16 protein-coding genes, 1 other RNA gene and 1 pseudogene are annotated in these 23581 nt (G+C 46.2%); 4 read left to right on the forward strand and 14 right to left on the reverse strand.

All coding sequences use genetic code 11. The annotated features are described in order from the left end of the window. Positions 1–161 precede the first annotated feature (161 nt). Positions 162–1286, reverse strand: coding sequence for an alkene reductase (locus ACJJIC_RS06520; protein ID WP_445356639.1), 1125 nt, complete (start codon positions 1284–1286; stop codon positions 162–164). Between the two features lie 36 nt (positions 1287–1322). Next, complete coding sequence (locus tag ACJJIC_RS06525; protein ID WP_445356640.1) at positions 1323–2813, reverse strand: aldehyde dehydrogenase family protein; 1491 nt, start codon at positions 2811–2813, stop codon at positions 1323–1325. 142 nt (positions 2814–2955) lie between these two features. On the opposite strand from ACJJIC_RS06525, the gene ACJJIC_RS06530 reads away from it, so the two are divergent. Beyond that, a complete protein-coding gene (locus ACJJIC_RS06530; protein ID WP_445356641.1) occupies positions 2956–3861 on the forward strand; it encodes a LysR family transcriptional regulator in 906 nt (301 codons plus the stop codon). Positions 3862–4057: 196 nt separating this feature from the next. Here the strand turns inward: ACJJIC_RS06530 and ACJJIC_RS06535 are convergent, their stop codons facing one another. After that, on the reverse strand, positions 4058–4876 hold the full coding sequence (locus ACJJIC_RS06535) for a hypothetical protein (RefSeq protein ID WP_444910481.1): 819 nt from the start codon (positions 4874–4876) through the stop codon (positions 4058–4060). Between the two features lie 576 nt (positions 4877–5452). On the opposite strand from ACJJIC_RS06535, the gene ACJJIC_RS06540 reads away from it, so the two are divergent. After that, positions 5453–8260, forward strand: coding sequence for an Ig-like domain-containing protein (locus ACJJIC_RS06540; RefSeq protein ID WP_445356642.1), 2808 nt, complete (start codon positions 5453–5455; stop codon positions 8258–8260). A gap of 218 nt (positions 8261–8478) precedes the next feature. On the opposite strand, the gene ACJJIC_RS06545 is transcribed toward ACJJIC_RS06540, so the two are convergent. The 3 genes from ACJJIC_RS06545 to ACJJIC_RS06555 form a co-directional block, all read right to left on the reverse strand. Beyond that, the gene (locus ACJJIC_RS06545) at positions 8479–9783 is read right to left on the reverse strand and encodes a TolB family protein (protein ID WP_445356643.1); all 1305 of its coding nucleotides are present in this window, start codon (positions 9781–9783) and stop codon (positions 8479–8481) included. A 1625-nt stretch (positions 9784–11408) separates the two neighbouring features. Beyond that, complete coding sequence (locus ACJJIC_RS06550) at positions 11409–12605, reverse strand: hypothetical protein (protein ID WP_444910478.1); 1197 nt, start codon at positions 12603–12605, stop codon at positions 11409–11411. A 25-nt stretch (positions 12606–12630) separates the two neighbouring features. Then, a complete protein-coding gene (locus ACJJIC_RS06555; protein WP_444910477.1) occupies positions 12631–13515 on the reverse strand; it encodes a hypothetical protein in 885 nt (294 codons plus the stop codon). 696 nt (positions 13516–14211) lie between these two features. Here ACJJIC_RS06555 and ACJJIC_RS06560 point away from each other — a divergent pair. Continuing rightward, positions 14212–14490 (forward strand): transposase, encoded by a 279-nt coding sequence (locus ACJJIC_RS06560; protein WP_444910476.1) that lies wholly within the window; start codon positions 14212–14214, stop codon positions 14488–14490. 97 nt (positions 14491–14587) lie between these two features. Here ACJJIC_RS06560 and ACJJIC_RS06565 read toward each other — a convergent pair. Then, positions 14588–14810: pseudogene (locus ACJJIC_RS06565) on the reverse strand (IS3 family transposase); the annotation flags it as partial. 120 nt (positions 14811–14930) lie between these two features. Beyond that, entirely contained in the window at positions 14931–15182 is a 252-nt protein-coding gene (locus tag ACJJIC_RS06570) for a hypothetical protein (protein ID WP_444910475.1), read from the reverse strand. 353 nt (positions 15183–15535) lie between these two features. Here ACJJIC_RS06570 and tenA point away from each other — a divergent pair, with 353 nt between their 5' ends. After that, on the forward strand, positions 15536–16201 hold the full coding sequence (gene tenA, locus ACJJIC_RS06575) for a thiaminase II (protein ID WP_444910474.1): 666 nt from the start codon (positions 15536–15538) through the stop codon (positions 16199–16201). Positions 16202–16898: 697 nt separating this feature from the next. Here the strand turns inward: tenA and ACJJIC_RS06580 are convergent. The 6 genes from ACJJIC_RS06580 to ACJJIC_RS06605 form a co-directional block, all read right to left on the reverse strand. Then, positions 16899–17492, reverse strand: a complete 594-nt coding sequence (locus ACJJIC_RS06580) for a hypothetical protein (RefSeq protein ID WP_444903121.1) — start codon at positions 17490–17492, stop codon at positions 16899–16901. Positions 17493–18603: 1111 nt separating this feature from the next. Continuing rightward, a complete protein-coding gene (locus ACJJIC_RS06585) occupies positions 18604–19056 on the reverse strand; it encodes a nucleoside deaminase (protein WP_444910472.1) in 453 nt (150 codons plus the stop codon). A gap of 602 nt (positions 19057–19658) precedes the next feature. Next, positions 19659–20048: a transfer-messenger RNA gene (ssrA, locus tag ACJJIC_RS06590) on the reverse strand. Positions 20049–20204: 156 nt separating this feature from the next. Beyond that, positions 20205–21551, reverse strand: coding sequence for a sodium-dependent transporter (locus ACJJIC_RS06595; RefSeq protein WP_444889457.1), 1347 nt, complete (start codon positions 21549–21551; stop codon positions 20205–20207). Positions 21552–21590: 39 nt separating this feature from the next. Further along, positions 21591–22070, reverse strand: coding sequence for an SsrA-binding protein SmpB (gene smpB, locus ACJJIC_RS06600; protein WP_152454820.1), 480 nt, complete (start codon positions 22068–22070; stop codon positions 21591–21593). Between the two features lie 15 nt (positions 22071–22085). After that, a complete protein-coding gene (locus ACJJIC_RS06605; protein WP_252083247.1) occupies positions 22086–23504 on the reverse strand; it encodes a sodium-dependent transporter in 1419 nt (472 codons plus the stop codon). Between the last annotated feature and the right edge of the window lie 77 nt (positions 23505–23581).

Here is a 23581-nt window from a genome sequence, read left to right on the forward strand (position 1 = left end):
ATTTAGTCGAGGTGTCCAAAGGGATTAATAGTTATTTTAGTGTCTGGAAAAACACTGAAAATTACCTCAGGAATCCAAGAAGTTTTACGAGTAAGTTTAAAGCCCCAGTAATCTTCAATTACTGGGGCTTTTTTTATGTCCTGTTAAGGAACTGTTAAAAATTATGGCTGGTAAGAAGGGTAATCGGTATAGCCTTCATCGGTACCGCCATACATGGTTTCCGGGTCAACCTTATTAAGAGGCCAATCATTGCGAATACGTGTGGGAAGGTCCGGATTGGCAATGAAAGGGCGGCCAAAACCAAAGATATCTCCGTTACCCGCCTGCAGCACCCGCAAAGCCTTCTCTGGGGAATACTTGCCGGCATACATGATGCGCCCGCCAAAGATCTCTCGTACTTCCTGGTAGAAATTCTCAGGTAAATCCGGTGCATTATTCCAATCCGCTTCTGCTAAAGATAGGTAAGCAATTCCCGCCTCGTTCAATAGTTTGATAGCTTCGATATAGGTTGTGTGTGGGTCACTCTCCACCAGGCCAAGATAAACACGGTCCTCATCGGTACTTTCAAACAGCGGAGCAAATCGAACGCCGAGACGATCATTACCTACCTCTGCTGATACCGCTGCAACAATCTCTTTGAGGAAACGCAGTCGGTTCTCCAGGCTACCGCCATACTCGTCATCGCGTTGGTTGGTATGCTCAGAAATAAACTGGTTTACAAGATAACCATTGGCACAATGCAGCTCAACGCCGTCGAAGCCTGCTTCCAAAGCATTGCGTGCTGCCTGGGCATAGAGCTGCACTAGTTCTTTAACTTCTTCTGTTGTCAGCGCGCGAGGATCACTGGGTTCAGCCAAAGCACCTTGCCCTGGCCCTGTCTCAATAAATACCTTTACCGCATCTGCTCGGATTGCAGACGGCGCAACAGGAGCCGTTCCACCCGGTTGTAGTGATGTGTGGGATACACGCCCCACATGCCAAAGCTGGGCAAAAATAATACCGCCTTGATCGTGTACGGCTTTGGTCACTTTTTTCCAGCCTTCGATCTGGTCCTGTGAATAAATTCCGGGAGTCCAGGCATAGCCCTGACCCCGGGGCTCAATTTGCGTGCCCTCTGTAACCATAAAGCCGGCACCGGCACGCTGAGCGTAGTAGTTGGCCATTAAGTCATTAGCGATGTTGCCAGGCTGTGAACTTCGCGATCGGGTAAGCGGCGGCAGCACAATACGGTTTTTCAGGGTGTAAGGGCCCAGGTTGATTTCACTGAACAGTGCTTCGTTTTTCATAACTACTTTCCTGCTAAAAGCTTATTGCAGTGAGGTTTAAAAAAGACCGTAGGGCTTTTCATTAAGGCTGATGAAGATATTCTTCTTCTGGGTATAGGCATCGATCATCGACTTATGGGTTTCGCGCCCGATACCGGATTTCTTGTAACCGCCGAACGGTGCATGGGCAGGGAGTTCGTGGTAGGTATTCACCCATATGCGGCCAGTTTCTACCGCTCGTGCAACGCGCAGTGCACGGTTGATATCCTGGGTCCATACAGCACCTGCCAAGCCGTAATCGGATTGGTTGGCCATCGCTATAACTTCCTCCTCAGAGGAGAAAGGAATCACTACCACAACTGGGCCAAAGATTTCTTCCTGTGCGACTTTCATAGCGTTGTCGGCATGGGTAATTATTGTAGGTTCAATGTAAAAACCCTGTTCCATTCCGGGTTTTTGCAGCCGCTTACCGCCGGTAAGGATCTTCGCACCTTCTTCTTTGGCAATATCTATGTAGCCAAGAATACGGTTCATTTGCGCTTCACTGATCTGGCTACCCATTTGTGTGTTGGGGTCCATCGGATCGCCGACATTCACGGCTTCAAACTTGGCTTTTAGTTCAGTAGTAAAACGCTCAACAATATCTTCGTGCACAAAAAGGCGGGCACCAGATTCACAGACTTGTCCCTGGTTCAGCAGGATAGACAGGGCTCCGCCCTCCAGGGCTTTTTCCCAGTTTGTGTCGGGGAATACGATATTGGCTGACTTGCCACCCAGCTCCAATGTAGCTGGTACCAATTTATCAGCCGCAGCTTTGGCCACGTTATAGCCGATGCCAGTAGACCCGGTGAAGGCCAGCTTCGCGACTTTAGGGTGATCCAGTAAAGCCTGGCCCGCTTCTGGGCCTACGCCGGTGACAACGTTCACCACACCATCTGGTAATACTTCCTTGAAAATCTTGGTCAGCTCCAGCAGGGTGGATGAAGTCATCTCGGATGGCTTAATCACTACGGTGTTACCGGTTGCGATAGCGGGTGCAATCTTCCAGGCGGCCATCAGCAGAGGGTAGTTCCATGGGATTACCTGACCGACTACACCCATTGGCTCGCTGAATACCAAGCTCATGGTTTGATCATCAATCATCACCGCTTCGTCGCTGTGAGAGCGGATAACCCCTGCAAAGTAGCGAAAGTGGTCGATGGCCAGTGGGATATCAATATTTGAAGTTTCGCGAATTGGCTTGCCGGTTTCCAATGCCTCAAGGTGGGCGAAGAATGCTTTCTTTTCTGAAAGCATGTCTGCAATTTTGAGCAGTGCATCCTGTCGTTCAATAGCGGAAGTAAGTTTCCAGATGGGGAACGCCTTTTCTGCCGCAATGACAGCAGCATCGACATCACTTGAATCGGCCAACGGTATGCGAGTCAGTAATTCGCCTGTAGCAGGATTGAGGCTGTCCATCGTACGCCCCGAGTTGCTATTAACCCATTCACCACCAATAAATAATTTATAAGATTCCTGAGGAGCAAAGCGCTTAGTGGGTCGGCTCATATCTATCTCCAGATAATTAGAAGAGTAACTACTTGGGCTATTAAATAGCCCCAGCCAGATGTGGCTGTGCCTTACGATGGTGGGAATAATAGATAGGCAAAGATACAATTAGAAACAACTACTCTTTGTCCTGGTTACAAATATGAATGGTATAAGTCGGTTAGACCTGAAACAGCTACGTATATTGGAAGCGCTACTGCAAGAGAGAAACCTATCGCGGGTAGCGGAAAAGGTAGGGTTAACTCAGCAAGCAATCAGTGAACAGCTGCGTAAGTTGAGGGAAGTATTTGATGACCGTCTGTTCATTAGGCAAGGCAACGGCATGGTGCCCACTCCTATTGCCGAACAACTGGGCGGCAGGATCAGCAGCATTTTAAAGGATATAGAGTCACTGCTGACCCCAATAGCTTTTGACCCGGCAACCTATAAGGGGGTTTTTAGCATTAGCGCCACAGACTACGCGATTCAATCGGTACTACCCCAACTACTAGAGGTTGTCCGTAAATCTGCCCCAGAGCTTAAAGTTATCGTTAGGGATTTTGAAACAGATAACCTAAATCAATTAATGGTTGCCGGCGAGATCGATCTAGCGCTCACTTTCCCTGATTTCATCCCGGATGACTTGCCTTACAAACTGTTATTTGAAGAGCAACATGTTTGTATTGCAGGGAAAAAATCTCCTCTAAAGGGCAAGTCATTAACTTTGGCTGACGTAGCCGAGCTTCCACAATTGATTATTTCGCCTTCTCGCCCGAACTTGAGAGGATCTCATGATGAATGGTTTGCTATGCAAGGACTAAAGCGTAATATCGTAATGTCAGTGCCTTGCTTTTCAGCCGCACCAGATATTATTGCTGCCACTGACACAATTGCTTTTTACCCCTCAAGATTGTTGCCCAATAAGAAAGTGATTCCTCTAAATTTAGATACACAAACCCCAAAATTTGAAGTCATTGCAGCATGGCACAGCCGATCTAATCACAGCCAGCTCCATATGTGGGTAGTTGATCAGCTTATGAGATTATTTAAAAGTGAGATTTCACAATAAGTGGCAATATTCTGGAATTATCGATTCCAGGATAAGGTGTCGATTTCTCGTCTTAGTGAGCAGCTCTCCGGAATGAAGAGCTGCTCACTGTAGTAGTAAATCAAAGCTTTGAACTCTCAGTTGGCTCAAGCAATTTCTCTATAGTTATGCGTGGGACTGGTTATAAATCGTTACTCGCTTTTCTATATGGCCACTCTCAAACAGAATTATTTGATTCCTTAAGCTCCGCCTGACACTCTTCGATCTTCTTGTTTTGGCCAATCAAACTGCGGCGTTTGAACCAGAAAATTATGGCACCTAATGGGAATCCTGCGGTAAGAATTAGTGGAGCATGCTCACTTGCGGATACCGCTCCGCCTCCAAAAAGCTGGAAGCTGAGGAGCTTTATTTGGTAAGCCCTAGTGGTCCAGTTAAGCTTGATTGCCCCGACACTAAATAGGATAAATAGTATCCATAACCATTTGCGCTTTTGTAGTGGTGTTCTAATACAGACTACTAGCGTTATAAGGATAAATATTGGGGAAATAATGGTCATCGCCAGCACTAAATAGTGTAAATGGGATTTGTCGGATAAGGTGAAACGGTTCAATTCCTTTTGTGATGCCAGTGTTTTATAAACATTAAGCCCTATAATGGTAGTCTTTCCCTCCGATCGCTTAATTGCTGCATTTGCCAAGGCCCAGCCACCTTCAAAGTGATACTCGAAGATGAAATTTCCAATCCAAGTGTCATTGGTGGCTTGTGCTTCTGAACCAATTAGCTCAGTGGAAAGCAGGTTCCCCTCTGGAAGGTGGCTGAGCATTTTTTCAAGTAATTCAGGTGTGAGTTCATCAGCCAGCTCTGGATCGACAAGACTTATCACATAGTCGGAATCCTTTTGCATAAATCTGCCAATATAATTTTGGGCGAAGTTTGCATCTTCCTGTGATATCAAGCTGTTCTCCGAAAGCTCGGCAGAGGTCAGTTGAGAATAGATTAATATGGTGAATACGAGGAGTTTCAGAATGCACTTCATTGTTACTTCTTAATAGTACGAGGGTTATAAACTAATGGTTGTCGCCAAATGGTAAATTCCTAGAGGCTGCCATGCCGAGGTGAGCTTTCAGCAGTACATAGTGGGTAAAGGTGATATCCAATAGGAATGTGCGCATGATAAAGCTGGTATTCAATCATGCCAACTGGCTACAGCTTAAGGGATAACTTAATTAGTGGCGGAACCTATATTCACTAAACCTGTGTCGTCACCTTCTAACGGAAATAAGTAAAGAGTTCGTTGTGATAGATAAAGTGGCATCTGTGTACAACTTATGAAACTTACCGATCGCGAGATTACTACAGCAATATAAATCTTAAATGGCTTGATGCGTCGAAAGCATCTAAGAGGAGTAAGGATTTAAATAGTCACTATTGGCATGAAGGTTCAAAAACACAGGAGCTTCTGCGAAGAGATATATTTTCTGCAGAAGAATATCAAGTAAGTGCCGAAAAATGCCGAATACTTTATAGGGAGGAGTATGGCTAGAGGTTATATCGCTGTTGGTATTCAAGGCATCATAAGAATTATAATGATCCTTTAAATAGGGAGCCGAATATGAAGCAGTTTTTCGGAAAAACATTGACAACAATTTTACCACTAATTTTTTTGTCAGCCTGTAGCGGAGGTGGTGGAAGCGGTTCGAGCGATGGTGGTTCGAACAGTGGCAGCCCCAATAGTCCATCCAATCGTACGCCCGTGTTCTTATCCGCAAGCGAAATAGCCTACGGGGAAAATGGTTCCGGTGCTCTACTCACACTATCGGCTAGTGACGCCGATGGAGACAGTATCAGTTACAGAATTATAGGTGGTGAAGATCAGTCCCGTTTTTTGATTGAGAATGGAAACCAGTTACGTTTTGGTTCTGCACCGGATTTCGAGAATCCTGCCGACTCAAATGGAGATAATGTCTACCGGATAACGGTCGAGGCCAGCGATGGTAACGGCGGCCAATCAACCCAGGAAATTGTAATTACCGTTGTTGATGTTAATGATGGCGCTCCCAAGTTTTCTTCCGCAACAGAAGTCTCGGTCGAGGAAGGTGTGAGCGATATTTTTTACATCGCTACGGCTGAGGACCCAGATAAGGACGAGGTCACATACTCCTTAAGCGGCGGCACCGATGCTTTACTGTTCTCTATTGACTCCGCTAGTGGTGAACTTCGCTTTAACACTGCCCCAGATTTTGAGTCGCCTGCGGATAGAGACGAGGATAACAATTATCAGCTGTCCATCAGTGCCTTCGATAGCGAAGGGGTTGCTAACCAGCTTTCGTTGCAAGTCACTGTAACTAACCTGGCCACTCTTTCAGCTCGAATCGATTTCCCGACCGGCGGTGCCAATATGGGCGGGAAGCTTTCCAGCGTCGCTCTTACTGCCAGGGTGTTCGACCAGGAAAGTGGTGAGAATGCCTCTAAGCAATTGGTTAACATCCTTCTCGATGGACAGTCACCGACTGTGGATACAGCTTCTCCGTCAACCTGGTATCTCGATACTCCAATTAGTGAAGGTAGAAATTCTTATGCTCTCTCAAGCCAGTTCGTCACTGGTGAAACGGTTCAAGAATCAATCATCGTCAAGAACGAGCTGTCAATCTCGTACCCAGTAGGTGTTTCCTATGACAACTTTTACGGAGGCTGGTATTTCGCCGACGCCTTTTTAGGAACGATATTTGAGGTAGGCAGTACGCGTCGAGTGATTTCTGGGCCATCGGTTGGTTCAGGCCCGACATTCGATCCGATCGATATGGAACAAAACTTCCCTGAAATACGCAGCAATCCTGCCAATGACTACTTTATCGTATTAGATGATAACGGGAGTATCTACTCTGTCCAACGCGACAGCGGTGACCGCACGCAATTGACCAAATGGGTATCGGGAGACCTCACCTCACTGACCCTGACGGGCTCTGGAGGTGAAGCTTACACCACAAGAGCAGCGGGAACTTATGGAGAGATTATTAAATTTGATCTGTCGAGCGGGGATTACTCCGTGATATCCAGCTCAAACTCATCATCCCCGACGGGTACTGGTGCAGATATGGTGTACCCGAAGGGGGTTGCATTAGATGAGGCGAATGGACAGCTGTACGTGGGTGATGATAGTACCGACTCTATTCTTAGGATAGATATTGCCAGCGGCGATAGAACGACAATAAGCGGTAATGGTATTGGTAGTGGTGAACCTGTCTACCAGCCAATGGATTTAATCGTCGATTTTGATAGTAATCAAATTTATGTCGCCAACGGTAGCGCCCAGAATATTCTGCAAGTGGATATTGCAACTGGTAATCGATCAGTTGTAACTAGTTGGACTAAAGGTAAAGGGTTGCGACTTGAAAACCCTTGGTCAATTGGCCGGGGGGCTGATAGCGATCGTTTGCTGGTTTCTGGAATTCTTATCGATCCGGTGCTCATGTCCGTTGACACCAGTACTGGTGATCGTGCAGAAATTTCCTCCAACCATGTCGGGACGGGACCCAGCTACAGATGGCACGATGTGAGCTATAGTCGTTCGACCGACCGGTTATTGGTGGTCTCCCAAAGTAATCACGCAGCTGCGGAAATAGATTTGCAGAACGGCAACCGTACCATTGTGTCTTACTTTGATCCGAACGACTCGCCGCGCGTGGTAGCGTCTACAATCGTTTCCGGCGCGTCAGGTCGCAACGCCTATATATTCGATGAATACTCCGATCGATTGCTCAAGATTGATCTAGAAAGCGGTGAACCCGAGGTAGTCTCTGCTTCAGATATAGGTGAAGGTCCTGAGTTCTACGGTCTCGTAGAGGCTATGGAGTTGGATGCCACTAACAATCGTATGCTTTTATTACAGGCCTCAGGGCTGATGAGTGTCGACCTTGACAGCGGTGACAGGGAAATTATCTCCGATAACTACACTGGCTCCTCGCCCTTCTTTGACTCCGTCGAGGGCTTAGCACTGGATCTCGTTAACAACCGAGCCTTTGTCAGCGATTCTCGAGTCGGTGATATCGGAGGCATCTGGCAGGTGGATCTGGCTACTGGCGACAGGAAAATTATTGCTGCGCCAGTGCACGGTGGTACCACAGACCAGATTCCTACTGACGTTGTCTTGGATCCAACTGGTAACCGTCTTCTGGTAGGTACTGAAAGTGGAAGTCTGGTAGCCATCGACCTGGATGGGTTTTCACAATCAACCCTCTCCAGCGGTAAGGGGTGTGATAGCGACTGTCGAGGTGGTGGTGTTGCAGTGGCAAGTCTTGACTCCCTGACCATTGATGCAGATGGCCGCAGAATCTTTGCCTATGACAATGGTATGTTTGGTGTCAGAGGAGTCGTTGTTATCGACTTACGTTCTGGCCAACGTGCACTAGCTTCCAAATAACGAGCAACAGGGTCCCTGCTCTAAGGGGCCCTATTTCTCTATCCTGAAATGTGGATTTTAATTTTTCTCAGAGACTATAAAGTGGTTCTCAACCAATACTGTAATTTCTACTGGGATGGCAGTATGCCTATGTCGACTTTGTAAGCTTCCAAATAATTTAATTACTTCTCTGCATTCAATATTGGGTAGCCTAAATTCTCCTAAACTTTTTTCTTGGCTTATCTATTTTTTAAAAAAAGCTCAGCCACTTCCTTTTTAGCGGCAACAACATAGGTAATCATCAGGTTCCCTTGATTAACATCGGTCAAGTAATCGATATCCCTGTGCACTGCCTTCAAAATGGAAAAGTTATCGGTGTCGAGATTGTATGACCACAGCTGATCGTCTCGATTGATTGAGTAAATCACATTATCTTCGATAACGAATCGCTTTTCGCTACCTTGATCAACCAGCTTCTCGATAAGCTGGTCTTCCGCGGCGCCAGGTTGCCAGAAGCGGTTCATATGGTCCATATAGATCAGCCGGCCATCTTTAGTCCTCTGGGCCCAGTTAACTTGTTTTTCATTGATAAACCTGGTCCCAAGGCTATCTAAATCGACCTCTGCAAACTGTGTAATCCCTTTAATCATCAAGGATAACAATACTGAATTATCGATACTGTCCCACTGGAAGAGCTGATCAATCGGCGCATTCAGGGGCAAGCCCTCTACACGGCCATCCAAGAAAATTTTATTGAGCTTGTTATTGGCATTTACCAGGATACTTTTTCCATCGGCAGACCAATGGATACCGTCGATATTGGTATCGATTGAAAGCTGAGATACCTGCCGTAAATCACTGCCATCAGTTACCCACACCTGGTCTTCACCAGAGCGTCTGGAGGTAAATGCAATCAAGTTGCCATTGGGTTGGAAAATGCCGTCAGCTTCCCCGGAAATCGACCGTGTGGCGCTTGGGTAAATTGTGCTGACATCTTCTTCTGAAGGTGTGGTGGTAGCCCCAGGCAGGTTTAGCGGTATCGAGGCAATATCACTATCGTATTGCCCTTGAATAACCAGTGCCCTATGTCCACCTGGATGAAAGTCTGGAGAGCTGGCGGATTGGTCTAGGGGTAACTGAATTTTACTGACCTTGCCATCATAAGTGAGTGAGAAGAGCCGTCGCCCTGTACTAAAGATTAACTCATCCTCTCTCGATGAAAAGTTAGGGGAAATGGCTCTGTGTTCAGATATCACATCTGGATAGTCAATCGGAAGGCTGGTTAAAAGCACCCCCTTAGAATTCAGCATATCAATATAAAGCTGGCCATCTTGATGATAGCTGGTGACGGCTATTAAATCGTCATTGATTGAATAATTAAAGTGGGCTAGGTTTCCCTCTTCCTGGTCATAAAGTACCTGACTCGTGTTATCTCTCACTGAATATTTGATTAACCGCCAACGATCAGACTCTTTATGCAAAATAGCGAGGTCATTGTTGTTTAACCATGCCGGATTCTTAATGGCCGAGTTTTTACAGCGCATTAATACACTTGGCTGTTGCGGACTTACTAATGCCTCTTGGAAGTCCAGGCTTACCAGGTTGTAACAGGTATTCTGGGTTAGCGGTATGGTATAGTCTTCTTCCGGTGCTGTCTTATCCTGTGGAATAGAATCATCATTCTGCCAAATAATAAGAATTGGTTCATATAATGGGAAAGGAAGTGCTCTAAGTATATGGCCTACACACCCACCAGGAAATATACATACAATTCCCGTAGATTGGGATAATGATATTAGGCGTGGTTATGATGGCTGGGTTTTATCAGAGGGTACACCTTATCGTCATATGTTAGACCGGGGAGGAATATGTAATACCGTTGGAATGGTTTTGAAAAGTGGCCCAAACGGTTCTGTACTACCCTGTTCAACGTATTAGTGTGAAAGAAAGAGAGCCAAATTTAATCATTCGTAAGATTTTTTATTATTTAGCTGTGGGCTATGTTTATTTGTTTTCTCTGCATTGGGTGATGAATTAGACTTGAAAGATAAATTATTTTCTGGAAGGGGCGGGGCTGAATAAATATTTCCTATTGCATTTAAATTCTACCGGGAAAAAACGTCTTGTTGAAGATGAATCTATTTCTTTTCATGATTCGAAATTAATCGCAAAGTGTTTGGCTAGATTTGGTGGCGTCGAAACTCCATCTGGGGTATCAAATGAGAATTTAGGCATAAGTCTTTCTAAGGAAAAAAAATAATAACATGGTAACTTTGTCAACATCAAAAATTTATGGTTGGGGTTTGCGTTGCTTTGTAAATAATGATTTAGAAGTGCTAAGTGTTCAATAATTAATAAAGCTCAATGGTATTTCTTTTTTTCGGGTTCAGTAATAGTTTAGCGCTATTAGTAATTGGGAGCTATCATGGAAGATTTATAGTTGCCTATAACCGTTAGATGGGGTTTTGCAGTTGGAGGAAAGTAGTTCTTGATGCCATATTTTAGTTTAATGTGTAGTAGTCCAGACTTGGCCTGTCAGTTACCGGTTTTCAGAAGGTGCTCTGATAGGTCAAGTTCAGTTTACGAGTTTTTCTTTGAGGTTTTTTTGTCCTGATGAGTGTGGTCATTGTTGTACTATGTGAACCATTCATCCATCCTCTTTTGAGGATCCTCTATAGATCTTGCGGCGCAATGAGGGTTAGTGGAGTTCCTGAAAAATGGTTTTATGAAAGCGCTCACAGATACTGATCGTTTGTGTATGTCTGGTTGTTGTCTTGATATGTTCTATCTCGTTCATGCTCAGGTATAACTAATAATTTGGTCTAATTCTAACTAAGAAAAGACATACATTTATTAACGTAGCACATCGCTCAGTTTCCGCGTTTATTATGCTTGCCGATAGCTTAGTTCCGTAAGCTTGCTCAAGGTGAGGCCTTTGTTTTCTATTATAATATACAGCTCTCGAGTATTCACCGATGCGAGTTGCTTCAGCAGCCCCGCAATTGCCTCCAGTAGTGATTAGCCCTCTCAGGTTGTAAATCAGGTTTTGTCAATTTTCACTTTGTTGGTAGTAGTATGTTAAGGTCCATCGCTTGGTTGGGAGAGATGCCGAATTTGCCAGCTAAGCTCTCCCTTTTCAATTGAACTTATTATCCGAAGGCAAGAAAATTTATCCAGCCCAGTGTTTATGCCCATTGCCCCAGGTGTTTTCTTTAACACCGAACACATTTCGGATATAGGAGCTGGTGTGCTTTTTGGCGTCCTTCCCCACTATATAGCCCAAAAGACCAAATCCACTAATAATTGCTATGTTCGCTGCTAAGTTTGGTGAAAGAAGATCAACAGTTTTGTGTACAGAGGCTATCGCTTTTTCCACTTTATCGAATCCGGTAGCTGCAAGGAGGCCACCTGTTATACCACCGCCAACAGTAAATTTAGATCCAACTACCATAGCTCCATCTATCGCAGCTTGTCTTGCATCGGGATTTTTTAAATCCATTCTATTATGTTTTGATCCTAGCCAGCGTATACCCGCAGTTTCACATAGCTCTTTGAGTTTTTTCTCTTTTGTGTTTTTCCCCCGGGGATTAGAAAAGAAAACGCTTTGATTCTCCAGGGTATTTTGCATAGCAACCAATCTAGAAACGCTTGGCTGCTCAATCAGGTGTTGTAGAGCTTGAGCAAATGTGCCAGCGCCTTCGCCGTGTACTAGCCAGTTGATGGTGGCATTATTTGTCTGTGCCTGTTGGATAAGTGCAGCAAGTTTTCTACTATTGGATTTGGTCGAATGATCACGGTTTTGCCAAAATAGAGAGTAGTGTTTATTCCCTATATTTAGATCTTTGGGGTTTAGGGCGGCTTTGTAGGCAGGCACTATATGTTTAATAAGTAATCGGCCTGCCTCTTCCTTATCATCAAACGAACCACTAACTGCAGCGTAATGGGCATTATTCCAACGGTGATTGTAATCCATCGATCGCAATCGCCTAGAGTCAGTTGTCCATTCTTGCGTTATTCTATCTATTCTCACCCGGTAAAGTCCCGAGCTTTGATCTGTGTTATCTAAGGTATTGTCGCTGGTGACAGCAAGGAAGTGAATGCGAACATCACCTTGCGGAGTAATCAGGTAATTAATTTTTGCTCCGTCTATCTCTAAGTTTTTATTACTTAGACTTCTACCTCCGGGGGTCGTTGCTAAACTATAGATAGCTCTTATTAAATTGGTTTTATAGTAGTTGCCAATATACTCATTCTTAATTGTCATCCAAGTGTCGTACAATTGTGAAGATATGAATACATTGCGGTTAATATTAGGACTTTCACCGCTGTTGACAACGGCAATCCAACGAAGTGTATTATTTTTCATAGCTTGTCCTTGCTTAATGTAAAAATTAATCCAACCAGTCTGGCGGTGGGCTACCGGGCTTGATGATAATTATATCTTCATCAAATTCACCACCTCTGTGCCACTCTGGATAAACCCAGGGCTCAAGTTTACGTTTAGTACTAGCTTTGTCATTCGGTCGCTGTCGTTGTACTTCAGCAAGTTGTTTTTTTATATCTATACCAAGCTGTAAGCTAACGCTATTACAAACTGCATCGCGAATACTATTCATAGCTACTAAGCAGTGTTTAGCTGGGGCATAGCCTAGATACCTAAAATTGAGTGTTAGATAGTGGGCTCTATCAAGAGGAATAAAGAAACTACTAGTAAAGTAGGTTTCATGATGGGGATTTTTTGTCAGAATTTCTGGAGAATTAAGGCGATGTCTCTCAAGAAAGATTGCTGTAACCTCACCTAATTTATAAAGTTTCCAATTAACAGGAGCTTTTTGCACATGATCGTTAGGGTTACCAGGGCCCCAGTAATATAGGCAACGCATAACAACCTGTTCAAAGTGCTTGGGATTTAAGCAGCTCATACTGTGGGGAAGGGTGTCGTGGCGATTTAAGATTAGATTAAAATCAATAGTGCCAATGGGACGGCTGCGCCAGATAGGTCCAAAAAGTTCCCAGCTTCGTTCCATTAAGCACTGCCTGGCAACACCTTCACGCTCCATGTCTTCGCAATCACTACCATCATTATAATCACTATCGTCAAAAATATTAATTTTTTCAGGGTAGTTCAATTTGAATTCTGCAAAGCTATCGTGACAAGTGTGAGGAGGGAGAAAAAATTTAACGCGGTTTCCTGAGAGATCAATGGAAATCTTCTCTCTTTCATTGCGATGTGGTATATAGGGGTGTCGGCGGGAAGCAAACAGACGCTCTAGCATTTTGGAATAAATCCTTTGAGTACTTGCTAAGCATTATTCTAATCGACGAATATTTTTGATACATTAAAAATCTATCATTAAATTGAGATGTTAGTCACATAGAGATACCAGTAAAGAGAAATTTCTTGCACGCCCGTTTCAATAATTCCTAATGACTACCCTTATTAAGCAATAAGTCATAATTAGCTGTATATAAATGTAGTTGCACCGTTGATATGGAAGGGAATCTGTTATGGCTTGCAACAGGGTGTAGCTTCTGAAGAGTATTTTTCTGCACCTATTCCCTAAAATGTACGGCACTGAGGAATAGTACTTCTGTCCAATCTGTTGATGACGCTGGCTTCATGGATTTTGTTGCGCTTACTGCGAGTATGAAAAACATCGACACCTCGGTTATCGCAATCTTTAACAATGTGATTGGCACCGACGTCAGGCTTCGCTTATCCCCCAGTACGATTTTTGACTTCCCAAAGCTCCCCTTAAGGTCCGGCTGCTTGATATGTTTCTGATCACCTAGATCAGGAAAGGTATTTCCTTTATGAAGCTAGCTTGTTATTTGGGTATCACTCGCTATGCTGCTAGGCACTTGAAGCAGAGGTTCATACAGGTAATGTTGGAGCGGGGCCAGCGGTATAAGTTGTCCGGTCTTATTGAATTAGATAACGGCTATCCCGGCGGCGAGCATACCGAATTTAAGTGTGGTGCAGAGCCAAGGGAAAAAATTCCCTTTTCAGCTGCAGCGCAGAGATCGCGAATGGGCATTCATGCTTCAATACCATTAAAGAAGCTGGTTGTTTGCATAACCATATTGTTTACGGCACTGCTCAATTTTCTGTCGAGAAACCTGAGTTCTATTGGATGAATACGCTATTTGGTAATTCTAAGAGTGCATCGCGTGACACCCATCATGCGATTAGCCCGAAGATACTTAGCGATGTTTGGCAGAATTACAATATAGATTTATTCTGGAACTAGATTTATCGGTATTCATCCCCAGTCTTGTTTACGCTTCTGTGTAGTGGTCAACTATTTCCATGCAGTAAGTTAAGTTTTTCTTCCGCTTTTGTAGTAGTATTTCAAACGCTTTGCAGTCCAGTTTCACAGGCTCCTGCTCACTAAATCGGTCTATCCAAGAGAGCGGTAGACTTTTTTAGTATCCCTTTCTCCCTTTCCAGGTGATTTATACGGGCCTCAAGCTCCTGAATTTTCGGCTGCTTAGTGGTAAGCGCTCTACTTGCAGGCGTCTCTCCACTCCGCTCTGCCTCTAGTTGCTTCACCCAACGGCAGATAGCCGTCGTAAGTAATTTCGCGCGGCTAGGAAGGCCCCCCAACTTTTCTTCACCCCTGTTGGGGTTGCCCACTCCCGATACCACCCTAATATTTCTTAATAATTTGGGCCTGAGCAGTCCTCATGTTTACTGCTTGCTCTCCCGGCGCTCCAGGTCTTCCCGACCGCACTCGATTAGGTTTGCCCATTCATCGGCAAGGTAAGCCCCAATAACTGCCAGCTCTTGGCTGGTGGCGTTGCTCTCGGATATCAGGCTAATACTTTGGAAAAGGGTGCGTAGCTTGTTTATTGACTCTAGGCTGAAATTTGCGATATCGATTGAACGATCAAGGAAGTTATCTGCTTGAGGGGTAAATGCGACTGGGGCTTGGTTTACCATGGCTTGGGCTCCTTGTATAAGTGAGCCGCTGCCCACGATGTTCCAATCTCAATTGGACGACGGGCTGAATGGGTTAGAACTACCGTTACAAGGGAACGGCGGGCACAAGGCCCCCCAAAGCGCTCACCATAATATGCGGGTGGTTGCTAATTTAGTGCCCCAAGTACCAAGTACCAAGTACCAAGTACCAAGTACCAAGTACCAAGTACCAAGTTTAGCGGTGACTCTTATTCATAATCATCTTTAAGATCTCACGAAAGGTGCTGAATTTCTGTAAAGCAGCTTCGCATTGTGAGCTACAGTGGTCATAAAGTTATCTAGGATTTTTCGGGTCCCTTTAATCGGATGCCAAAATGACGCATCAAGACCTTATTGCCGGCTGCCAGAAGGAATGGGATCTGTTTGTTCATCACCCATTCGTTAACCAACTTGGCGATGGTAGCTTAGACAAGACCTGCTTTCAGCATTACTTACAGCAGGACTACCTGTATCTGATTCAATATGCTCGCGCCTTCGCTCTTGCGGTATTCAAATGCGAGAATCCCGCACAAATGCGGGCCACCATATCGTCATTATCCAACTTGATAGAGCATGAATTCAGCTTACATATGGACTATTGCCTTGAGTGGGGTTTACAGGAGTCTGACGTTATGGATATCCCTGAAGGGTTTGCTACGGTTGCTTATACCCGCTATCTAATTGATGTGGGTTTACAGGGAGATCTGGCTGATCTTTATGGCGCGCTAGTACCCTGTGCGCTGGGTTATGCGCACATTGGCCAGTTTCTTTCTCAGCGAAGTAGTAATACGACAAAAAGTAATCCTTATACGAAGTGGATTGAACTCTACTCAGGCCCTGAGTGCCAGAAGGCGGCCAAATTAACTACAGATTTTTTTAATGAGTTGATTGCCGAAATACCTAATGAATCACATCGCGCCAAGCAACTTCAGAAACATTTCACTACGGCTACCAGGATGGAAATTGCTTTCTGGCAACAAGGGCTTGATCTATCAACTTGAGTCGAATAATAGCTTTTCAGCTCATAGGCAAGGACAAGTAAAAGTTGCGTGATAAAAAAGTTGGTTTAGCTGTAGAGAGTAAAAACGCCTTACTTGAGGGTTTGCCCCACCCAAAATGAGTTATAGGTTTTTAGGGTGTGGTACAGGTAATAAAAAGGCCGACCTTGCAATTGACCTTCTTCGATTTGATGGAGATGACGGGAGTTGAATCGTTTGCTGTAGCTATCGTATTTGCACGGTTTTTATTTGGTTTAATCATAAAAGCCGAAAGAAAACCCCAACACTAAAGCAAAGTAATCCCCCATTTAGCGCGTGATTTATCTGGATCAACTGTGCCCTAGGCTCTCTCTATGTGTCATGCCTCAGCAGGCATTCTTGGGGCGCTTACTGATGTGAAAAAAACCTTTATCGATGTCAACAATTGTCAACAGGCGAGCGGCCTCCTTGATTGTGGATAAACCTTTCTCTCGTGTATAAGTGCATCACATGATCGATGGTTGAGGCTTTGTTCTTTTTGAGGTGAGTGGCTAAGTGGTTTCTTTAAGGTATTTTTTTAAGTTGGTTAATGGGTAGAAATGTGGGTACTCCTAACACAATATTGATCTGACCCCGCTTATTTAGAAGGCTCCGATAGGCATTGAGCCTGCCGGATGAAAAACGTCCAGCACCTAGCAAGTAGCTAATAGGGAAATCGAGACTATCTATTGCTAGTCACTCTTTTAGAGCCGACGTACATTGCAAATAACCGAAGGCCGATGGAAATTAAGACAAGCATACTTGGCGCAGTATAAGCGGGCATTGCCTTTAATTGGGTGATATCTCTTTGAAGGGTTATCGTTTGATGTGGATTGGACTGGTGCTTTGGAACCTGAATGACGTTTTTCTTAAGTAATTTATCGAACGACTCGATTTCTCCCGCAAGCATATCCAGGAGTTCCAACTCGGTCTTGCCGTCCCATGGTAGCTGTTTCCTATATGCGTCAACTGCTTTACCAAGCTTGTTCCATTCTTCTGCGAGGAAGGCTTCAAGTGATGAGAGGGTCCTAAGCTTCGAGTTCATGGATTGATTGGCTCGGTAGGCGTTTTGTCCATGAGCGCCACTCGCCATAATTCCACCAAAGTGCTGTACGTTATGTTTGGCAGTATTCAGGTTCCGGCTGATTAAGCTGAGTTGATCCAAGGTGTGGACCAGAGTCTGATCAAGTCTCGGATCTTTATCCTTAATCGCTGCAAGAGCGGTATTAACCAGTCGACTCACCTGTATCTTGGTTGCATGTTCGTTGATAGACATACCCTTTTATCCTCGTAAATCCATTGAAGAATGTGTTCCACCTCTCTGATTTGAGATGAATGTGCCACATTCAATTTTTTCCTTGATGAATACGCGAATTCTAAATCAAATCTGCCGAGTGTCGTGGTCGAATAGAGTACGAGCCATTGCACGGAAGCCGTGGGCAGTCATGGTTTGATTGTCATGAGTGCAGTCCTCACACCATTATCAGGCAGTGGACGGCTCTGGCATCGAGCTGATGGGAAAACATATTTGCCATGGCCTGTTAGCGGCTCCAGTTCTTGCAGTAAGGCTAGAGCCTGTTTAGCAAGAGGAATAATGTGTGGCGGGTCCATTTTTATCTTTTCGCTGGGCAGTTCTATGTGCTTGCCATCCCAATTGATTTCCGCCTACTCAAGTTTTCGTAATTCTCCAGGGGGGCAGAATAGGAGAGGGGGATAGTTTTAGGGCTGCTCTTACTACTGGGGAGCCCTGGTATTCGTCTATGGCTGTTAGTGGGTGCCCAACTTCAGCAGGGTCTGTAATTGCTGTCAGATGCTTTTTCTTGGTGGCGGTGAGTGCGCCGGCCAAGTCTGTGGTGGGGGGACGGTCGGCCCTTCCGGTATTTGTAGAGCCAGTATGCACGTTGGTACAAGATGCAGCTGTCAGCTCCCCTTCCAGACATGCCAGTAACAATGCCCTCGTAATACAATCGGGCACCCAGAGTTAAAAATATAAGAAGTAGAGCTCGGCTCCAGGTTTGTCTTTGCAAAGATGATGGTATCCGTTATTGATGGGGTGTATAACATATTCCATTAATAGTTTATAGGGGCTAGCTTTTTAGTCTATAAATTGAGCTGAAATTTCGATCTAGGTTAGTTGTGTACCTCAGGTTAGGGCCCATATCTGGTGGCTGTTGCAACCTTCACCGATTGGGCCTACTTAGCAATTATCAGGTTGACTAGTTGTGTGTCAGATTGGTGCTGAGTAGAGGGCCGTGGAGCTTCTCAAGCAGAATTGAATTCTTGAAAGCCACAGTGTAAACATCAAAAGTATCAACAAAATCTCAATCTATTCTAGTAATTTGGTTTATTGGTGGGCCATTACAAATATACTTTGTAGTTAATGGTTCCTACTGGCCAATATCTTCATGCCAGATTTCAGGATGTTGCTGAATGAATTGATTCATCAGACCAATACATTCAAGATTATTAAGAACAACCAAGCTTACACCTTCAGATTTGAGTAATGATTCATCACCTAGGAATGTTTTATTTTCACCGATAAATATATTCTTAATTCCGAATAGACGTATGGCCCCACTGCACATTGGGCAGGGTGATAAAGTCGTGTAAACGGTGCACTTTTGGTAATCTGTAGAACATAATTTTCCCATATTTTCCAGTGCGCTCATTTCAGCATGCTTGATAACACTGTTTTGCTGGACGTGTTGATTGTAACCTCTGCCGATAATTTCACCATTCAGTACTATTACACAACCGACAGGAATTCCTCCCGTTGCTAAACCTTTTCGTGCCTCATTAATGGCTTCTTGCATGTAAGCGTCATGGTTAGCTTCACTCATTACAGCTCTCTGTTTTAGGTATTAAGAATATTTTAACCAAAGAATGTTGAGCATATTATTAATACATCATTGCATTAGTGAGCTACCGACTAGAATCAGTGTAAACAGGCGCTAGGTTGAGCTATGTCGGCGATATTTGGGGGGGGCTGAAAGGGGACTCAGTGAATTGGCGATATGTTTCATAACTTGATTCTTCATCGCTGTGAGTTGCTAGAATGTGTCTTCCTTGCTGCTAATGATCACGCCTTTTTGCAGATGATTTAAATAACTTCTTTTCAAACAGATGTTTGGATTTTAGGGGCTGATTTTAGAGGCTATAGAAAGATAGGCCGGTAAATTTACGTGTCATTAAAGTGACTGGAGTGATCGTCCTAGATTTGTGAGCTGGCCGGTAACCCAGTGGTTTTTAATTGGTTTGTTTAGTGCTATCTAACGGGATTCTTGAATTGTTAGTAACCTGAACAAACGCTAATGGTGAGCTTTTTGAGACCGTCAATATTCGCCATCGATAAGCTATGCCAAAAATTTTCGTCGGAGGAAGATTGAGTAGGGAGTCGACCAAGCAATAAAAAGGCCAACCTTGCGGTTGGCCTTTTTCGATTTGGTGGAGATGGCGGGAGTCGAACCCGCGTCCGTCAGCACTCTGCCAGAGGCTCTACATGCTTAGCTCCGTCTATTGATTTAACCCATTACAGCCCGGCGGTCAGGACGTATAGGGCGATCCCGTAAAGTGTTTAACCGCTTGCCCACGAGTATGGCTTGCGGCGATCCAGTTCTGTATAACAGTCTACAGCGCGATACTGGAACCTTGCTGAAGACTGCTAAGGGACGAACCCTTAGTTAGTGCTTCACAAGCTGCTTACGCAGCGAGTTGGGCACCGTAGTTGTCGTCGTTGGCAACTAATAAAATACAGCTTTGGATTAACGTGATTCGCTGCCATCACGGCATGCACCCAAGGTTTCGTCACCGGCGTCGAATCCAAGTCATCCCCGATAAGAAACACTCTCGTGTGTCATCTAAGTATACCCCAAACTCGGCCATTGCAATAAATTTTTATGCGCCAAGGATTTTTGGGAACTTTGATCAGGGGCAGGGGGAAAGCGGGGTGCCCCGGCAGCAGTGGCCGCCGGGGTAGTTAGAAAAGGCGTTACAGTATCGATTGGGCGAAGGCTACCAGGATCAGCAGTGGGCACACGATGCGCACATACCAGGGCCAGATCTTCCAGAACAGGGTGTGCTCAATATCTTCGTGGCCTTTCTTCAGCTCGCTCAGCAGCTGGTCGCGGCGCCAGATCCAGCCGGCAAAAATACACAGCGCAATACCCAGCAGGGGCTGGCCGTATTCAGTGCTGATGCTAACTGCCAGTCCAAACAGGCTGTCGAAGTTGTAAATAATGGTGCTGCTGATGGCAAAGATCACCAGGCCCACCCCTGGGGTGGCAATACGGCGGGGGATGCCCAGGTTCTCAATAGAGAAAGCCACCGGTACTTCCAGCATAGAGATAGAGGAAGTGAGGGAGGCGATCACCATCAGGGCAAAGAAGGCAATGGCGACGAATACACCAGCTTCGCCCATGGTATCGAACAGCGCTGGCAGCACCTGCAGGATCAGGTTGGGCCCGGCGATGAGGGCACCGTCGGCAGCGAAGATCTGGGTGCCGGCTTCCTGGGCCACATACATGGCGGGCAGGATCAGCAGGCCGGCGGTGAAGGCGATCCCCACGTCGATCAGAGTGACCAGGGCGCCGAGGCGCGGCAAGCTCTCTTGCTGGCTCAGGTAAGAGCCGTAGATCAGCATGGTACCCACCCCTAGAGACAGGGAGAAGAAGGCCTGGCCCATGGCAGAGATCAGTAGCTTCGGGGTGAAGTGACTGAAGTCTGGCATCAGGTACACCTCCAGGCCGGTAAAGGCACCGGGCTGGGTGAGTACATAGGCGATCAAAAGCAGCAGCAGGATAATCAGCGAGGGCATCAACAGGGTGGACCAGCGCTCAATGCCCTTCTCCACACCGCTGGCAATAATCAGCATGGTGAGGCCACTGAAGATCGCGGTAAAGATCAGGTTGCGCTGGGTACTGTTTTCTGTGAGCCATTGGACGGCTTCCTGGGCGCCAAACAGGGCAGCGAAAGGTTCGGCCAGGTGGGCCACCATCCAGCCGGCCACAATAGCGTAAAAACTCAGAATCAAAGAGGCTACCAGGATGCCGCCAAAGCCGGTGAGGCCACCGAAGAAGCGGCTCACAGGGCCAATAGAAATAGCCCGCAGTGCCTGCACCATATTGCGCCGCGCGTAACGGCCAATGGTAAGTTCGGCCATCAGCGCCGGGTAGGCGAGGGCGAAGGCCAAAAACAGATAGGCCACTACAAAGGCGGCGCCGCCGTTGCTGGCGGCTTTGGTGGGGAAGCCCCAAATGTTGCCGAGACCAACGGCGGACCCGGCGGCGGCCATCAAAAAGCCAATATTCGAGCTGAACTGTCCTCGCGGTGCACTCATAGTAAATCCCGTAATTATTCTTCTAGTTGTCTCTGTGCACTACTTGTGCGTGGCGCGCATTAGGCGCTGCTTTTCACGGTTCCAATCCCGTTTTTTCTCGGTTTCGCGTTTGTCGTGCATAGCCTTACCCTTGGCCAAGCAGATTTCGCATTTGACCAAATGGCCCTTCCAATACAGCGCGGTGGCAACCACGGTGTGCCCCTTTTGCTCCACGGCGGCGATCAGCTTGGACAGCTCGCGCTTGGTGAGCAGCAGGCGACGGGTGCGGTCGGGCTCGGTCACATAATGGGTGGAGGCGCTGGCAAGCGGCTGGATATTGGAACCCAGCAGCCAGGCTTCGCCATTTTTAAAAATGACATAGCTGTCGGTGAGCTGGGCCTTGCCCTCACGACAGCTTTTCACTTCCCAGCCCTGCATCTCAACGCCCGCCTCAAACTTCTCCTCTATGAAGTAGTCGTGACGGGCCTTCTTGTTGAGGGCGATGGTATTGGATGTTTGCGCTTTCTTTTTCTTGGCCATGAAAACTTCTAGTGACTAGATAAAACTGTGTCCAAAAAACTTCAGGGCCACGGTGTTGATAAAGATCAACAGCAGTATCAGAGGGATAAAGGTGCCCAGGGAGAAGTTTACGTATTTTTGTGAGAAAGAGCCGGCAAAGGCGGAGTCGCCTTCCTGTAGCTCTTTGTCAAAGTTGGCTTTCTTCCATTTGTAGATCACAAACAGACACACCAGCAGGCCGTTTAAGGGCAGGATGGTGTCGTAGAAAATGATCTCTACCAGGTCGAAGAAGGACTTGTTAACGCCGGCCAACTGTACAAATTCAGTGAACCAGTTGACCATGCCAAAGGAGACGGCGCAAGCGATGGCCAGTACAAACTGTACTCCGGCAACCCAGTAAATGGCTGTTTTACGCTCCATATCGCGCTCGTCGCGCAGGGTGGCGATGGGTACTTCAATAATGGAAACCAGGGACGTGATCGCTGCTACCAGAACCAGGAAGAAGAAGATTGCAGCCACGGCACTTGCGCCGGCATAGCCGATGCTGTCCTGTAGGGCAAGGAAGATCTTCGGTAGGAACAGGAAGATCATTCCGGCAGAGGACTCGCTTAATTCGGAGGGATCAATCTGCGGGTTGAAGTGGAAAATACTCGGCAGAATCAGCAGGCCCGCAGTAAAGGCCACCATGGTATCGGTAATGGCAACGGCGCGGGAGGAGCCGGGGATAGAGTCCCGCTTCTTCATATAAGAGCCGTAGGTGATCATGATGCCCATACCCAGAGACAGCGAGAAGAAGGCCTGGGCCATGGCTTTGCTCACCACGTTGCCATCAATTTTGCTGAAGTCTGGCACCAGGTAATACTTCACACCGAGGATGGCGTTATCCAGGGTCAGGACAAAAATCACCAGGCCCAGCAGCATTACAAACAGCATCGGCATCAGGGTTTTTGCCGCACGCTCAATACCGTCTTTAACTCCCATAGCGAGGATGGCGTTAATAATCAGCATCAGTACCACCAGGTAAATAAATACCTTGGGTGTATTGATAAAGTGGATAAAGAAATCCTGGGTGGCGAGCAGGTTGAGATTACCGGTGACGGTTTCAATCAGGTACCCGAGTACCCACACAGTAACAACTAAATAAAATACCGCGATCATAAAAGGCGTGATCAAGGCTAGCCAGCCGGGGATACGCCACAGGTGTGAACCGTTGGAGAGTTGACGATAGGCACCTACTGGGTCTTTATCGGAGCGGCGCCCCAGAGCCAATTCCGCCATCATAACGGGCAGGCAGATCAGAAAAACAAAGAGGGCATAGACCAGTAGGAAAGCACCGCCTCCGCTCTTGGTGGCCGCTACCGGGAATGCCACCAGATTACCAATACCAACTGCGGAACCAGCTGCGGCCAGGATAAAGCCCAGCCTTGACCCAAAATGCTCTCTCACTGCGGTCATAGTACTCTCGCTATTATTTTTTATCAGATACAGCTTTCGTTTTTGTTATTCCAGCGGGGCCGGGTATGTCCCGCCGG

The sequence above is a fragment of the Microbulbifer mixtoriginis (SeqCode) genome, assembly GCF_052468275.1.